12 protein-coding genes and 3 pseudogenes are annotated in these 14,253 nt (G+C 61.0%); 8 read left to right on the top strand and 7 right to left on the bottom strand.

All coding sequences use genetic code 11. The features are described 5' to 3' along the window. Positions 1–22 precede the first annotated feature (22 nt). Genes ACZ46Y_RS12580 through ACZ46Y_RS12570 form a run of 3 tightly spaced genes read right to left on the bottom strand, consistent with a single transcriptional unit; the run spans position 23 to position 2,450 of the window. Positions 23–961, bottom strand: a complete 939-nt coding sequence (locus ACZ46Y_RS12580; protein ID WP_311956651.1) for a 5-oxoprolinase subunit C family protein — start codon at positions 959–961, stop codon at positions 23–25. Beyond that, complete coding sequence (gene pxpB, locus ACZ46Y_RS12575; protein ID WP_311956648.1) at positions 958–1,677, bottom strand: 5-oxoprolinase subunit PxpB; 720 nt, start codon at positions 1,675–1,677, stop codon at positions 958–960. Before pxpB ends, ACZ46Y_RS12580 begins: the two co-directional genes overlap by 4 nt. Further along, positions 1,674–2,450: a 5-oxoprolinase subunit PxpA gene (locus tag ACZ46Y_RS12570; protein ID WP_311956642.1), complete on the bottom strand. Its 777-nt coding sequence runs from the start codon at positions 2,448–2,450 to the stop codon at positions 1,674–1,676. Before ACZ46Y_RS12570 ends, pxpB begins: the two co-directional genes overlap by 4 nt. Positions 2,451–2,646: 196 nt before the next feature. Here ACZ46Y_RS12570 and ACZ46Y_RS12565 point away from each other — a divergent pair, with 196 nt between their 5' ends. The 3 genes from ACZ46Y_RS12565 (at position 2,647) to ACZ46Y_RS12555 (ending at position 5,614) form a co-directional block, all read left to right on the top strand. Next, complete coding sequence (locus tag ACZ46Y_RS12565) at positions 2,647–3,648, top strand: TRAP transporter substrate-binding protein (RefSeq protein ID WP_311956640.1); 1,002 nt, start codon at positions 2,647–2,649, stop codon at positions 3,646–3,648. 105 nt (positions 3,649–3,753) lie between these two features. After that, entirely contained in the window at positions 3,754–4,305 is a 552-nt protein-coding gene (locus tag ACZ46Y_RS12560) for a TRAP transporter small permease (protein ID WP_311956637.1), read from the top strand. Positions 4,306–4,315: 10 nt separating this feature from the next. Next, positions 4,316–5,614, top strand: a complete 1,299-nt coding sequence (locus tag ACZ46Y_RS12555) for a TRAP transporter large permease (RefSeq protein ID WP_311956636.1) — start codon at positions 4,316–4,318, stop codon at positions 5,612–5,614. Positions 5,615–5,726: 112 nt separating this feature from the next. Here ACZ46Y_RS12555 and ACZ46Y_RS12550 read toward each other — a convergent pair whose 3' ends face one another. The 4 genes and pseudogenes from ACZ46Y_RS12550 to ACZ46Y_RS12535 form a co-directional block, all read right to left on the bottom strand. Beyond that, positions 5,727–6,632: a LysR family transcriptional regulator gene (locus tag ACZ46Y_RS12550; protein ID WP_311956635.1), complete on the bottom strand. Its 906-nt coding sequence runs from the start codon at positions 6,630–6,632 to the stop codon at positions 5,727–5,729. A 45-nt stretch (positions 6,633–6,677) separates the two neighbouring features. Then, positions 6,678–7,025 (bottom strand): annotated as a pseudogene (locus ACZ46Y_RS12545) (IS5 family transposase); the annotation flags it as partial. A 9-nt stretch (positions 7,026–7,034) separates the two neighbouring features. Next, positions 7,035–8,188, bottom strand: a pseudogene (locus ACZ46Y_RS12540) (transposase). 79 nt (positions 8,189–8,267) lie between these two features. Further along, positions 8,268–8,681 (bottom strand): annotated as a pseudogene (locus tag ACZ46Y_RS12535) (IS5 family transposase); the annotation flags it as partial. Positions 8,682–8,958: 277 nt separating this feature from the next. Here ACZ46Y_RS12535 and cuyA point away from each other — a divergent pair. From cuyA to ACZ46Y_RS12510, 5 genes are all read left to right on the top strand, one after another. After that, on the top strand, positions 8,959–9,972 hold the full coding sequence (gene cuyA, locus ACZ46Y_RS12530; protein ID WP_311957593.1) for a D-cysteate sulfo-lyase: 1,014 nt from the start codon (positions 8,959–8,961) through the stop codon (positions 9,970–9,972). 91 nt (positions 9,973–10,063) lie between these two features. After that, positions 10,064–11,380 carry a histidinol dehydrogenase gene (hisD, locus tag ACZ46Y_RS12525; RefSeq protein WP_460540686.1) on the top strand — a complete coding sequence of 439 codons (1,317 nt, stop codon included), beginning with the start codon at positions 10,064–10,066 and terminating at the stop codon, positions 11,378–11,380. 10 nt (positions 11,381–11,390) lie between these two features. Next, positions 11,391–12,599, top strand: coding sequence for a DegT/DnrJ/EryC1/StrS family aminotransferase (locus ACZ46Y_RS12520; RefSeq protein WP_311957595.1), 1,209 nt, complete (start codon positions 11,391–11,393; stop codon positions 12,597–12,599). A gap of 31 nt (positions 12,600–12,630) precedes the next feature. After that, positions 12,631–13,614 (top strand): TRAP transporter substrate-binding protein, encoded by a 984-nt coding sequence (locus ACZ46Y_RS12515; protein WP_311957596.1) that lies wholly within the window; start codon positions 12,631–12,633, stop codon positions 13,612–13,614. 79 nt (positions 13,615–13,693) lie between these two features. Next, the gene (locus ACZ46Y_RS12510; RefSeq protein WP_311957597.1) at positions 13,694–14,251 is read left to right on the top strand and encodes a TRAP transporter small permease; all 558 of its coding nucleotides are present in this window, start codon (positions 13,694–13,696) and stop codon (positions 14,249–14,251) included. The last annotated feature ends 2 nt before the right edge of the window (positions 14,252–14,253 follow it).

The raw sequence follows: 14,253 nt of genomic DNA, 5'->3' as shown, positions 1-14,253 counted from the left end.
CCAGCCCCACCCCGATGAAAATTTAACGCAAGGTATTGATAAAGCGGCGATAGTCGGCCAGCGCGGCCTCGGCCGGCACGGGCTTCAGGATGACGGCGTCCCCCGGCATACACTGCGCCAGGCGGGCGCAGGCCAGGAGCGTGAGCGCTCCCAGGCGCGGGTAGCCGCCGATGGTCTGGCGGTCGTTGAGCAGGGCAATGGGCTGGCCGTCCGGCGGTACCTGGACGGCGCCTAGCCCGAGCCCTTCCGAAATCATTCGGTCAAGGCGGCAGCGCAGCGCCGGGCCGCACAGGCGAACGCCCATGCGGTCAGCCCGATCGTCAACGTGCCAGGGCTGGTTGAACGCCGCGTACAGGCTCGCGCCGTCGAATTCGGCAATCTGCGCGCCCGGCATCAGCGCCAGCTCGGGCGTCGCGCGATAATCCGGCCGTGCGTCATCCGGGGCATGCTGTTCGTCTGCACGCCGGGAGGCGGCCTTGCTCACCATCAGAACGTCGCCTTCCGCCAGCGGGCTGCCGTTGCCGTCGTGGCCGCCCAACCCCTCGCGGGCCACGCAGGCCACGCTGCCCAGCACCGGCGCTGCCTGAAAACCGCCGGCGACGGCCAGGTAGGCGCGCAGGCCGCTGGCAGGCTGCTGGAAGCGCAGCACCTGGCCGCGCCGTAGGGTGATGCTCTGCCACAGCGGCAGCGGGGCATCGTCCAGGGTAGCGTTGAGGTCGGCGCCGCAGACGGCGAGGCGTATATCGCGCTCGGCTTCCAGCACCAGGCCGCCAAACGTGACTTCCAGGACCGCCGCGCCCCAGGCGTTGCCCGCCAGGCGGTTGGCCCAAGCCCAGGCATGAATGTCCGCCGGGCCGCCCTGGGTGACGCCCAGCCGGCGCACGCCGAAGCGACCTGCGTCCTGGAGCAGGGCCAGGGGGCCGGCACGCCGCACGCGCAGCCCGGGTTTGTGATGGCTCATGGGGCCTCCTTCATGGCGGTGGTGTCGCCCCCGAGGCGCGCAAACTCCTCCCGGGAGACCGGGACAAAACGCACTTGGTCGCCGACCCGCAGCAGGCTAAAGCCGTCGCGCTTGCGGTCAAACAGTACCGCCGCGGTCCGGCCGATAAGGTTCCAGCCACCCGGGGACGCCATGGGGTAGGCCGCCGTCTGCCGCCCGGTGATCCCGACGCTGCCCGCCGGCACGCGCTGGCGCGGGGTTGGCAAGCGGGGCACTGCCAGGCGCTCATCCACGCTGCCCATAAACGCAAAGCCGGGGGCAAAGCCCAGCGCGTATACCTGATAGGTCACGCCTGCATGGCATTCCACCACCTCGTCCCGGCTTATGCCGGCGTGCGCTGCCAGGCGCTCAAGCTCGGGGCCGACGCCGGGGGCGTACCAGGTGGGCAGCTCGCGCACCTCGGCGTGTCCGCGCTGCTCATCCGGCGCCAGCGAGGCGAGTACCGTGCGCAGCTGCCGGCGCGCCTCGACCGGGGTCAGCCGGTCGATGTCAAAAACCACCAGCAGCGTGGTGTAGGAGGGCACCAGGTCCACCAGGGCATCGCCAAAGGTCGCTTCGCAGTCGCGCACCAGCGCCAGCATCCAGGGCATGTTGGCTTCGTCAATGGTGTCGAACAGCCGCACCAGCCAGCCATCCATGCCGGCAGACTCCAGGCGCGGTAGCGTCACCGTTTTCATGGCTTCGCCCCCTGGGCCTGAACCACCTCGCGAATCGCCTTGATCGCGGCGATGGATTCAGGGTTGTCGCCGTGTACGCACAGCGTATCCGCATTGAGCCTGAGGTCGCGGCCGTCGCTGGCGGTGAGCGGCTCGCCCCGGGCTATGCGTCGGGCCTGCTCCACAATCTGGTCGACATCGCGGTGCACGGCTCCGGGTTCCCGGCGCGACAGCAAGCGGCCTTCCCCGTCGTAGGCGCGGTCGGCAAAGGCCTCAAACCAGACGGAGACGCCGTGCCGCTCTGCCAGGCGCTGTACCGGTGCGGTCTCCCGCGTCGCCATAGCCATCAGCGGCAGGGCGGCATCGTAGGCGGCCAGCGCACGCATCACCGCTTCCAGCTTGGCGCTGTCTTGCATCATGTCGTTGTACAGGGCGCCGTGGGGTTTGACATAGCCAAGCGTCATGCCCTCGGCGCGACACACCCCGGCGAGCGCCCCTACCTGATACAGCACCAGGTTCTTGATTTCGGCCGGCGTGCAGGCCATGGAGCGGCGACCAAACCCTACCAGGTCGGGATAGGCCGGGTGCGCTCCCACCGTTACGCCGTGCTCCCGGGCCAGGCGCACGGTCTGGCGCATGGTGTCCGGGTCCGAGGCATGAAACCCGCAGGCCACGTTGGCCAGATCCACATGGGGCATCACGTCCCGGTCGCACCCCATGACCCAGGGGCCAAAACTTTCGCCCATGTCGGCATTGAGCCGTAAGGCCGGTGGGGGTGTTGGCTGTGAGGTCATGGATCCTCCCGATGACGTTTGGCTGACAAGTTACCAAGATGTTGGCGTGACAGGATAGGTGTTTGAGTGTTGGTACCGTTGACACTGTATCGTGGGACGGCCTGGCCTTCACGCTACCCCAATTCTATGCTCCTCTGGTACGGGGTCGTTGAAGTGGCCTCGCTGAATAATAAATGCCTTGTGGAGAACATCGACCATGCCGCTACGCAACGTATTGCCTCGCCTGGCTTTTGCCGGCGCTATTGGCTTAAGCCTGTCTATCCTGAGCGTGAGCGCTCAGGCGGCAACCGAATGGGACATGCCCACGCCCTACGGCGATCGCACCTTCCATACGGAGAATATCCGCGAATTTACCGAGGACGTTCGCCAGGCCACCGACGGCGAGCTGGATATCAAGGTGCACTCCAACGGCTCACTGATTGGCCATGCCGAGATCAAAAACTCCGTGCGCCGGGGCATTGTGCCCATCGGCGAGGTGATCATGTCGCGGCTGGCGAATGAAAACCCCATTTTTGAAGTGGATTCGGTGCCCTATCTGGCGGCGGGCTACGAGGAGGCGCGCGCACTCTGGGAAGCGTCTCGGGACATCATCGACGAGGAGCTTGCCAAGCAGAACCTGCGCCTGCTGTTCGCCGTCCCCTGGCCGCCTCAGGGGATCTATACCCAGGACGAGGTGACCGGGCCCGACGACCTGCAAAACCTCAACATGCGCGCCTATAACAATGCCAGCGAGCGGCTGGCGCAGCTTGCCGGCGCGGTGCCTACCCAGGTCGAAGTGCCGGATATCCCCACCGCCTTCAGCACCGGGCGGGTGGGGGCCATGATTACCTCTCCGGCGACCGGGGCGGATACCAAGGCGTGGGATTACCTGAGCCATTTCAACCACGCCCAGCTGTGGCTGCCCAAAAACATGATCATTGTAAGCGATCGTGCCTTTTCTCAGCTTGATGAAGGCACCCGGCAAGCCGTTCTCGATGCCGCCGCCGAGGCAGAAGAGCGCGGCTGGGAAATGAGCCGTGAAGAAACTCAAGAAGCGCTGGGCGTGCTGAAGGACAACGGGATTACCGTTACCACGCCAACGCCCGAGCTTGAGGACAAGCTTCAGGAAATCGGCGATACCATGACCGATGAATGGGTCGAGCGCGCCGGCGATCAGGGTCAGCAAATCCTCGATGCCTATCGCGGTCAGCAGGATTAATCCATCGGGCGCGGCGGCTCTTGGGTTGCCGTCGCTACCCGGGTGCCGAGCCTCTCCCGCCTTCCAGGCGCGACCCTGAAGGCGGCCACCAAAGGATAGGTGACCATGAACTATCGGCTACGCTCGCTCTATCACCTGGGCGGCTACTTGTCAGCCACCTGCCTGGTGCTGATATGCGGCCTGATCACCCTGCAGATTCTCGGCCGCCTTGGCGATATTTTGGCGACGGCGGTGGGGGCCGGCCGCATTGGCCTGACCATTCCCGGGCTTGCTCAGATATGCGGTTTCCTGCTGGTCGGGGCCACCTTTTTCGGCCTGGCTTATACGTTTATCCATCACGCGCACATTCGGGTCACGCTGCTGATCGGCCAGCTGCCGCCCCGCTACCGGGTGTTTGTCGAGGTCGCCTGTCTGAGCGTGGCACTGGCGCTGTGTCTGTACCTCGCCTTTTATCTCTATCAGCTGCTCGCCGACAGCGTCGCCTACGGCGAAACGTCCTACGGCCTGCTGAGCATTCCCCTGTGGCTGCCGCAGTCGGCCATGCTGGCCGGCGTCGTGCTGTTTTGCCTGGCGCTTGCCGAAACATGGTGGCAAACCCTGGCCATCGCCGTTCGCCGCCCGGGTAGCTTCATCCCCGGCGATACCGACCAGACCTGACGAGGCGCCCATGCTGATCCTGACTCTGACCCTGTTCGTCACGCTTTTGGTGCTGCTGGGCAGCGGCGTCTGGGTGGCTTTCTCGCTGCTGGGGCTTGGCTGGGTTGCGCTGAGCCAGTTCACCAGCATTCCTACCGGCGACGTCATGGCGTCGGACCTCTGGGGGGCCAGCTACAGCTGGGAGTTGACGGCGCTGCCGATGTTCATCTGGATGGGCGAGATTCTGTTTCGCTCGCGGCTGGCCAACGACATGTTTACCGGTCTTTCTCCCTGGATGCAGCGTATTCCGGGGCGGCTTTTGCATACCAACGTGGTGGGCTGCGGGCTGTTTGCCGCGGTGTCCGGCTCCTCGGCGGCGACCTGTGCCACCATGGGGAGAATGACGCTTCCCGAGCTGACCCGGCGCGGCTACGACGAGCAGCTGGTGATTGGCACCTTGGCCGGCTCTGCGACGCTGGGTCTGCTGATTCCGCCCTCTATCATCCTGATCGTTTACGGCGTTGCCACCGACCAGTCCATCGCCCGGCTGTTCATGGCCGGTATTCTGCCAGGGGTGCTGCTCAGCGGGCTGTTTGCCGCCTATCTAATGGTCTGGGCATGGCGCTATCCGGAGAAGATTCCCGCCGCCGAGGCCGCGCTGCCCTGGCGCGAACGCCTGCGTCATTCGCGGCGGCTCATTCCGCTGCTGGCGCTGATTCTTGGGGTCATCGGCTCGATTTATGCCGGACTGGCTTCCCCCACGGAGGCCGCGGCCGTCGGCGTGGTGCTCTCCCTGCTGCTGGCCAGGGTGCAGGGCAGCATGGACCGCCACGTCTTTCACGACGCCCTGATGGGGGCGGTACGCACCTCGTGCATGATTGCGTTTATCCTCGCGGGAGCCTCGGTTCTCACCGCCGCCATGGGCTTTACCGGCTTGCCCAGCGATCTGGCGGCGTGGATCGGCACGCTGGGGCTTTCTCCGGTGATGCTGCTGGCCGCGCTGACGGTGCTGTTTATTCTGCTGGGCTGCTTTCTGGACGGCATCTCCGTGGTCGTGCTGACCACCTCCATTTTGCTGCCCATGGTCGAGACCGCCGGCATTGATCTGATCTGGTTCGGTATCTATTTGGTCATCGTGGTGGAGATGTCACAAATTACCCCGCCCATCGGTTTTAACCTTTTCGTGCTCCAGGGCATGACCGGGCGCAATATTCTGAGTATCGCCCGGGCCGCGTTGCCGTTCTTCTTTTTGATGATGCTCGGCGTCGTTTTGATCGGGCTGTTTCCGGCGATCGTCACCTTTCTACCCTCTGCCATGGGGAACCGCTGAGGGGTATCTTCAATGCCCTATCTTACCGCGTACTCTCCGCGCCGCTTACCGTAAAGCTCCGCTCTTTTTGCCGCTGGGCTGGCGCCCGGCCACAAGCGGCAAAGGCAAGGGGTTACAGGATAGGGGGGCGTTCGTTAAGCAGCTGCCATAGCTGATTAACGTTAGTGTCGTTGTCCTCGGGGTGGGTGTAGCAGGCCACTACCAGCTTCGGCCCCCCGAGCTCTTCCAGCAAAGAGACGAGCTTCCCGGCCGCCAGGTCTTCTTCAATCAGGCCATGCGGAAGCCAGCCAACGCCGAGCCCGGCCAGTGAGAGCTCACGAATGCCTATGGTGAAGGCCGTTTCGCAGACCAGTTCGATTTCATAGCGACGCTGCAGGTTTAGCAGGTAGGGCGTTGCCAGGATTTTGCCCAAAAAGCTGTTGGAATCGTAACCGATAAGCGGGAGGCGGAGTTCAGTTTCCAGGTCGTATATCGGTCGGCCCAGGCGGTCTGCCGCGCATACGGGTATCAGCTGTTCGGTGCCCAAAGTGACGCGCGCGATATCGTCCTGCGATAAAAACAGCGGCGAATCCGCCACCTCGTTACACAGCAGCAGGTCCGCTTCGCCGCGTTGGAAATCGCGGATGCAGTCAATGCGGTCGGCTGTCCTGACCTGTAATCGCGCTTCAGGGGCCCGGTTGCGAAAGTAACGCAAAAGCTGTGGCAAGTAGCTGACGGTCAGGGTGTGCTGGGTGGTCAGGATGGCGCGCGGGCCGCGCTCCACGTCGGCGCGTATGCGGCTGCGCATGGCGTAGAGCCCGGCGAGCCAGTTGCGCATCGGCACCTCGTACGCCTGTGCATGGGCGGTAAGCGATAGCTGAGATGAAGTGCGATCGATCAGTTCGACGCCGAGCCACTCTTCCAGCTGACGAATACGGCGCGAGAAGGCCGGCTGCGTCACGTAGCGCCTTTCAGCGGCCTGGGAGAAGGTCCCTGCCTCGATCAGCGCAAAGTAATCTTCTAGCCACTCCGTTTTCATATAAATTGTCCTAAATAATCAACGGCATTAGGGCCTGTTGACGTTTCACATTGGTAGCCATAAAAAGCCGCATGCCAAGGCCACCATGCTTTCGTAATTTCGTTTGAGCTTATCGTAGCGCGTCGCAATGGCGCGATACGGTTTCAATCGAGCAAAGGCATTCTCAACCAGATGCCGGTAGCGATATAACCCTCTGTCCAGATTGGCATTTCCTTTTTTCGAGTTACGCCTGCGTGGAATGACGGCAGCCATTCCTTTGGCTTCGACCTGCTCACGGATACGTTCACTGTCATAGCCTTTGTCAGCCACCAGCGCGTCACCTGCCGGCAAACCGTCAATCAATGCCTGGGCTTCCGTGCTGTCGTGCACTTCACCCCCGGTTATTCTGGGCTCTTCGACGTTTCATGTGGATTGGGCCTGATTCAGCATGCTCCCGACCGGGCTGCCAATCAGGTAGATCATGGTGATGAAGGTGCTTTCGTTGCGGTACCCGCGAGCACGTGAGCGGGCGGCCTGAAACAGACTGTTCATCCCTTCCAGTCGTGCGTTGGTCAGGGACGACGTCCAGCGCCGGATGACTCGCTCGGCATGCCGTTCCAGGGTGTTCAGTGCCTTCCTGACCGGGGCCAGCAAGGCCTTGTCTGCGATCGCCTCCCGGGCGAAATTGAGGAAGTGGGTGATCCGCCAGCGGGCCCCGCGAGGCGTGGGCGCCTGCTGAATCCAGCGCAGCTTCTCCTTGATGAGCCAGGCGTCGGCCGTGGCGCTTTCGTCGGCCAGCAATTCCTGCAACGCGGCGATCTGGTGGGACGTCAGGTTGTCGGATTCCGCGTTGCGCAGGATGGCCCAGCGCAGGTGCTTGGGGTGGGGCTGTTCGCGCCGCTCACGCTTTCTGACCTCATCCAGCGCCCGCGTGAAGGTCTGCACGATATGAAACCAGTCGACGGTGACCTCGGCGTGGGGTAACTGCTCTTCCACGCCCTTGAGGAAGGCCGGCGACATGTCGCAGACCACCTCCAGCACCTTGCCGGGAGCGCCCTGATGCGCGGCCAGGAAGTCGCTGAAGGCCTCGATCGTGGCCTTGCCCCGGCCTTGACCGCGGATAAATCGAGTTGCTCGAGCATGCGGCCGACATAGTGATGCACGATGCGCCACAGGCGCTTGTCGGTGATCTCGATCAGGCGGGCAGCGGCCAGCACCGGCATCTCCCGGACCAGGGCCATGGCGGCCTGCTCGAACAGCAGGGTGAAGTCGCTGCCCGGCCGCGCCCAGGGCACCTCGATGCGCTTGACGCCATGCTCGGGGCACTGGGTGCGAGGCACGCGGGCGTGCAGGTAACAGTGATGCTGGAAGAAGTTCAGGTGGCGCCAGGTCTTGTCGGCAAAGTCGTGGGCCGGGCAGGCCTTACCGCACTCCGGGCAGGGGTAGAGGCTACCTCGTTCGGCTTCAACATGAAGCTCCAGCCGGTGAGGTGACACGGTAGTATCCAGGTGCTGGTCCTTGAGAATCCAGGGCGCTTCAAGACCCAGGCCAAGGGTTAGAATCTGAGTGCCGTCCATGTCCTACCTCCTGTCATCGTGGAGGTCATATCCTGGCCTAGCTCAGGGGGTGAATTCCACACCCGACGTCGAAGAGCCTTATTCTGAAGGCGATCGGCAACCCATAAGCATCCACGGCCAAGTGGATCTTGCTGGTATTGCCTGCACGACTTTTGCCAATGGCTTCTGCGTCTTCCGTGGCAGCTCCAGTGCTGTCTTGGTGAGCCTTGACGTAGGAGCCATCAATGAACAGCCACTCAACATCAGGATCTTCCACCAGAGAGCTGAAAATCCTCATCAGCTTTCCACTCGCTGACCAGGCGTTGAAACGCTTGTAGACCGTGTTCCAAAGGCCAAACACCTCTGGTAGGTCTCGCCACGGGCAGCCAGTGCGCATCCGATAAAGGATGCCTTCCACCGTGGTACGCAAGTCGGCCTTGTCATAAATACCTTGTTGAAGCAGGATAAGTTTCAGCTTCGACCAGTGTTCATCCGTGAGCATTTGTCGGGGCATGGCAGGCTTGCAGTTTGTTGGCGTAGGAACCTTTATTCTGCGAGCTTGCCCCTATCCTGCCAATACCCCTGCCATGAAACGTCAACAGACCCTAGTGTTTTTTGCTGGCTATGCAAAAAAATAACCGATCGTGAGTATCTTGGCATTGGTAAGCAACAAGACGTGGGGGCTAGCGTTGAGGGCAGACCGATCGGTTGTGAAACGTAGTATTCCGTTATTTAGCCGATGGTTGCGATGAGAGCACGTTATGCACAAAACCACCCGCCTGGAGGCCCGTATGCATCTTTCCCGTTTTCCCCGTGTTCGGCTTGGCCATCTGCCGACACCGCTAGAGCCCATGGATAATCTGAGCCGCCTGCTGGGCGGGCCGCGCCTGTGGATCAAGCGCGACGACTGCACCGGCTTGTCTACGGGCGGCAACAAGACGCGCAAGCTTGAGTTTCTGATGGCCGATGCCCTGGAGCAGAATGCCGACACCATCATCACTCAGGGGGCTACCCAGTCAAACCACGCCCGCCAGACCGTAGCCGCGGCCTGCAAGCTGGGAATGGACTGCCATATTCTACTCGAAGATCGTACCGGTAGTGAGGCTCCCGACTACAACTACAACGGTAACGTCCTCCTCGACCAGCTGCACGGTGCTACCGTCAGCAAGCGTCCGGGGGGTGCCGACATGGCGGCCGAGATGGAAAAGCTGGCCGAGCAGCTGAAGAGCGAAGGCAAAAAGCCCTACATCATTCCCGGCGGCGGCTCCAATGAAATTGGCGCGCTCGGCTACGTGAATGCAGCACTTGAGCTGCTGACGCAGGCGAACGACATGGGTCTGCAAATCGATCACCTGGTACACGCGACCGGCAGCGCCGGCACACAGGCCGGGCTTGTGACAGGCCTTGAGGCCTGCAATGCGGGCATTCCGGTACTGGGTGTCGGCGTGCGCGCGCCCAAGGATAAGCAAGAAGCCAACGTCTTTGCCCTGGCGCAGAAGACGGAAACCAAGCTGGGGCTGTCCGGCGTGGTCAACCGCGACAAGGTCATTGCCAATTGCGACTACGTTGGTGACGGCTACGGTGTTCCCACCGACAGCATGGTGGAGGCGGTGTCGCTGCTGGCGCGCCACGAAGGCATCCTGCTCGATCCGGTGTATTCCGGCAAAGGGATGGCCGGGCTGATCGATCTGATTCGCCAGGGGCACTTCAAGGAAGGTGAAGACGTGGTCTTCCTCCACACCGGCGGCAGCGTTGCCCTGTTTGGCTATACCAACGCCTTTGGGCTTCCTGACTACCAGGCCTAACGCGCAGGCCTAAGCCGGGCCGCTGAGCGGCTAAGTGTCTTTGGGCAACTTCAACGATCCTTTGAACTTTAGCTCCATTTCGGAGAAGACAATGACAATTCAGTATCTTAAGTCGGCGGAGGGAGGGGAAGAAGCCGCCTCCGAAGATCAGCGCACCACTGCCTCAGTGCAGAAAATGCTGGAGGATATCCGTGAGCGCGGTGAGCCCGCAGTCCGTGAGTATGCTGAAAAGTTTGACGGCTGGACCTCCGATTTCACGCTCAGCGACGCGAAGCGTAAGCAGCTTATCGATAGCGTGCCCCGGTCGGTGAAAGACGATATCGATTTTGCCCATCGCCAGATTCGGCGCTTCGCCGAAGCGCAGCGCGACAGTCTCACCCCATTTGAGATCGAGACCGAGCCCGGCGTTCGCCTTGGACAGCGGATACTGCCCGTCAACTGTGCCGGGTGTTACATCCCCGGGGGGCGTTTTGCCCATGCGGCATCGGCGCTGATGAGCGTCGCCACCGCCAAGGCGGCAGGCGTCCCCCACGTGGTCGCCTGCTCACCGCCGCGCGGTGACAGCATTAACCCGGCTGTTGCCTACGCGCTTGATGTGGCCGGTGCTGACGTGATCCTCGAAATGGGCGGCGTTCACGCCATGGCCACTATGGCCTTTGGCCTCTTCGACGGCCGCGAGGCAGATATTCTCGTTGGCCCGGGCAACGCTTATGTCGCCGAAGCCAAGCGGCTGCTGTTTGGTCAGGTGGGAATCGACGTGTTCGCCGGCCCCACCGAGTCGGCCATCATCGCCGATGATCAAGCCGACCCCATGACCATTGCCGTTGACCTGGTTTCTCAGGCCGAGCACGGAACGAATTCTCCGGTGTGGCTATTTACCACCAGCAAAGCGGTAGGGGAAAAAGTCATTGAGCTGGTACCCAAGGTTGCCGATGACATGCCCAACGCTGATGTCGTCCATGCAGCCTGGCGTGATCACGGTGAAGTCATCGTGGGCGACAGCCGCGAGGAAATCGTTGAGATCAGCGATCGCTACGCGTGCGAGCATCTCCAGGTCTTGTGCGAGGACCTTGACTGGTGGAAGGAGAGCCTCTCCAACTACGGTTCGCTGTTTTTGGGCGAAGGCAGCACGGTCACCCACGGCGACAAGTGCTCCGGCACCAACCATATTCTTCCTACCAAACGGGCTGGCCGCTATTCCGGCGGACTGAACGTGCACAAGTTCATGAAGGTGCTTACGACCCAGCAGCTGAGCGAAGAAGCCAACCGTACGTTTAGCGCGGTCGGCTCACGTATTTCGCGGGTTGAAGGTATGGAAGGGCATGCGCGGGCCTGCGACTGGCGTCTGACCAAATACTTCCCGGACGAGGACTGGCAGTTTCCGGTCCACCGTCAACAGCGCTATTGAGGTACGCCATATGCGCCGTTTCTCGAAATCTTTCACCCAGCAAGAACCGCTTTCCGACGCCTCGATTGACGCGGCGGTGGCGGTCATGCGCACCGGACGCCTGCACCGTTATAACCTGCTAGAAGGCGAGAAGGGGGAGACTGCACTGCTTGAGCAAGAGTTTGCTGACACGCTTGGCGTGCCCTTCGCGCTGGCCTGTGCCTCAGGCGGCTATGCGCTGCAGCTGGCGCTGCGTGCCTGCGGACTCCAGCACGGTGACGCCGTGCTGTGTAATGCCTTTACCCTCTCACCCGTGCCGGGCAGTATTCATGCCGCAGGCGGTCAAGCCGTTCTGGTCGACATCCTGGACGATACCACCATTGATCCGGATGACCTTGATGCGGCGGCGCGGGAAACCGGAGCGCGTTTCTTCATGTTGTCGCATATGCGCGGTCATATCGCCGACATGGATGCCGTCATGGCGGTATGTGAGGCCCACGGCATTACCCTGATTGAGGACTGTGCCCATACGTTGGGAGCCAACTTCGCCGGTAAGCCAAGCGGCACCTTCGGCAAGGTGGGCTGTTACAGCACGCAAACCTATAAGCACCTGAATTCGGGTGAAGGGGGGCTTCTTAGCTCGGACGATCCCGAAGTGATGCGTCGAGCGGTGGTGCTCTCCGGTTCCTACATGTTCTACGAGCGCCATTTGGCAGCGCCCGAAGCGGATGGATATGGCGAAGCCCGGCACGTGACGCCCAACATGAGCGGGCGGATGGATGACCTTCGAGCAGCCGTTCTGCGGCCGCAGCTGGCCGAGCTTGAAACGCGCAAGGCGCGCTGGAATGCGCTCTATCACCGCATGGATGCCGGCTTGTCCAGTATGGCGCGTTTTGAGCGCGTTCCCCGCCATGAAAAGGAAGACTTTGTCGGCAGTTCGATCCAGTTTCGCCTGCCGTCGCTCTCCCGTGAGGAGATTGCCGGTTTCGTCGCTGGCTGTGCCGAGCGCGGCATTCCGGTCAAGTGGTTTGGCCAGTCGCAGCCGGAAGACTATACCAGCCGCTATGATAGCTGGGGGTATCTCCCCGCGACTCGGCCACTGCCCAACGCCGATCGCATCTTGGCCTCCCTCTGCGATCTCCGTCTACCGTTGACTTTTGACGCTAAGGACTGCGACGACATTGTCCAGCTGATGGGCGATGCTATGGATGAAGTCACCCGCAAATCCAACACTGTGTAACACCAACCGCTTACCGACTGGAGTGATAACAATGTACAAGAAAACATTATTAACGACTGTCATCTTTTCCATCCTGAGCGTTCAGGCCGCCCAGGCTGAAACGTTCAAACTCGGCATGGGAGATCCCATGGACTCCGACCAGGGGGCGTTGGCGCAGCGCTTTAAACAAATGGTCGAAGAGCTCTCCGATGGTGAAATGCAGATAGAGCTGTTTCCTGGCGGTCAGCTTGGCGCTGAGACAGAAATGATCCAGGGAACTCGCATCGGCAAGCTGGATTTTGCCCTGGTAGGCGTGGGGAATCTAACGCCCTACGCATCGCGTCTGGGCGCCTTGACCATGCCCTATGCCATCCGCAGCCATGCGGATGCGGTTGAGGCGACTACCGGCCCGCTGGCCGACCGCTGGAACGATATTGCCGAGGAAGATGCCGGAGTACACATTGTCAGCTGGCTATACTCAGGCTTTCGCTACCTGACTAACTCTAAGCGTCCGGTGACCACTCTTGAGGACCTTGACGGTCTTAAGGTGAGGCTTCCCCAGAACGAACAGATGGTCGCTACCTATGATGCTTGGGGCGCTAATCCCATCAGCATGTCCTGGCCCGAAGTCTTCACCGGGCTGCAGCAGGGCGTTATCGATGGGCAAGACAACCCCTATATCGTCAACAATACAATGAAGTTCTATGAGGTGCAGGACTACCTTACCGAAGTGCATTATCAATACTCGCTACAGCCCATTGTGATGGGGGTTAGAACCTACCAGAAGCTGTCGGATGAAGAGCGCGCGATTATTGATCGGGCAGGTCTTGAATCGCAGCTATATGCGCTTCAGTTCCAGCTGACTGAGGCTCCCAAGGCACGTGCCAACATGGAAGAAGAGGGCGTCGAGGTGTCGACCCTGGAAGACGAAGACAAATGGATTGAGATTGCCAAGGAAGAGGTCTGGCCAGAGTTTTATGACGATGTCGGCGGTAAGGAAGCCTTCGATGAAATGCAAAAAGCTTTGGGCCGCTGAGTGAAATAGGGTGTGGCCGGGCAGTATATGCTGCCCGGCCTGGCTATGATCACTTACCCCATGAGGGGAGGATGCTCTCGTGTTATCAAAACTCAATTATATAGAAGACTACGCCTGCCGTGCCCTGCTTGCCGTGTTCGTCATCCTGCTCTTTGTCCAGGTAGTGATGAGGATGGTTCTTGGCATCGGTATGTCATGGATCGAAGAGCTGGCACGCTATTCTTTTGTTTGGTTTGTGTTTTTAGGCGCTACTCATGCGGCTCACCTGAGTGCGCATAACCGGCTGCAGGTGCATATCAACCTATTGCCCAAAAACATGGCCAAGGGGCTTTTGCTATTCGTAGACCTTATTTGGGTGGGGTTTTGTCTGGTGCTCGCTTACAAGAGTCTTGACCTTATCGGTCTGCTGCTTGAGTTTCCCTATAAGTCTCCGGCATTGGGCTGGTCCCTGGCTTACGTTTACTTTATTTTTCCGATTGCTTTTGTTCTGATGGCGTTCCGTGTTTTGCAGGTTCAGTATCTCAAGTTGGTGAAAGGTATTGAGCCGGGTGATGTAGAGAAGGAGGAAACCGACAAGATTACTGAGGACGAGTCCTACCAGAAAAAGAACGCTGACTCGAACACGGACAAGGGGTAAGA

Source organism: Halomonas garicola (genome assembly GCF_055382465.1).
The sequence above is the reverse complement of the archived record's forward strand: the minus strand, read 5'-3'. Positions and strand labels throughout refer to the sequence as shown.

Coding starts and splice junctions, on each gene's coding strand:
- ACZ46Y_RS12550 (WP_311956635.1), bottom strand. CDS start 6,632: ATGAAAACGGAGTGGCTAGAAGATTACTTTGCGCTGATCGAGGCAGGG.
- pxpB (WP_311956648.1), bottom strand. CDS start 1,677: ATGAAAACGGTGACGCTACCGCGCCTGGAGTCTGCCGGCATGGATGGC.
- hisD (WP_460540686.1), top strand. CDS start 10,064: ATGACAATTCAGTATCTTAAGTCGGCGGAGGGAGGGGAAGAAGCCGCC.
- ACZ46Y_RS12580 (WP_311956651.1), bottom strand. CDS start 961: ATGAGCCATCACAAACCCGGGCTGCGCGTGCGGCGTGCCGGCCCCCTG.
- cuyA (WP_311957593.1), top strand. CDS start 8,959: ATGCATCTTTCCCGTTTTCCCCGTGTTCGGCTTGGCCATCTGCCGACA.
- ACZ46Y_RS12515 (WP_311957596.1), top strand. CDS start 12,631: ATGTACAAGAAAACATTATTAACGACTGTCATCTTTTCCATCCTGAGC.
- ACZ46Y_RS12565 (WP_311956640.1), top strand. CDS start 2,647: ATGCCGCTACGCAACGTATTGCCTCGCCTGGCTTTTGCCGGCGCTATT.
- ACZ46Y_RS12555 (WP_311956636.1), top strand. CDS start 4,316: ATGCTGATCCTGACTCTGACCCTGTTCGTCACGCTTTTGGTGCTGCTG.
- ACZ46Y_RS12520 (WP_311957595.1), top strand. CDS start 11,391: ATGCGCCGTTTCTCGAAATCTTTCACCCAGCAAGAACCGCTTTCCGAC.
- ACZ46Y_RS12570 (WP_311956642.1), bottom strand. CDS start 2,450: ATGACCTCACAGCCAACACCCCCACCGGCCTTACGGCTCAATGCCGAC.
- ACZ46Y_RS12560 (WP_311956637.1), top strand. CDS start 3,754: ATGAACTATCGGCTACGCTCGCTCTATCACCTGGGCGGCTACTTGTCA.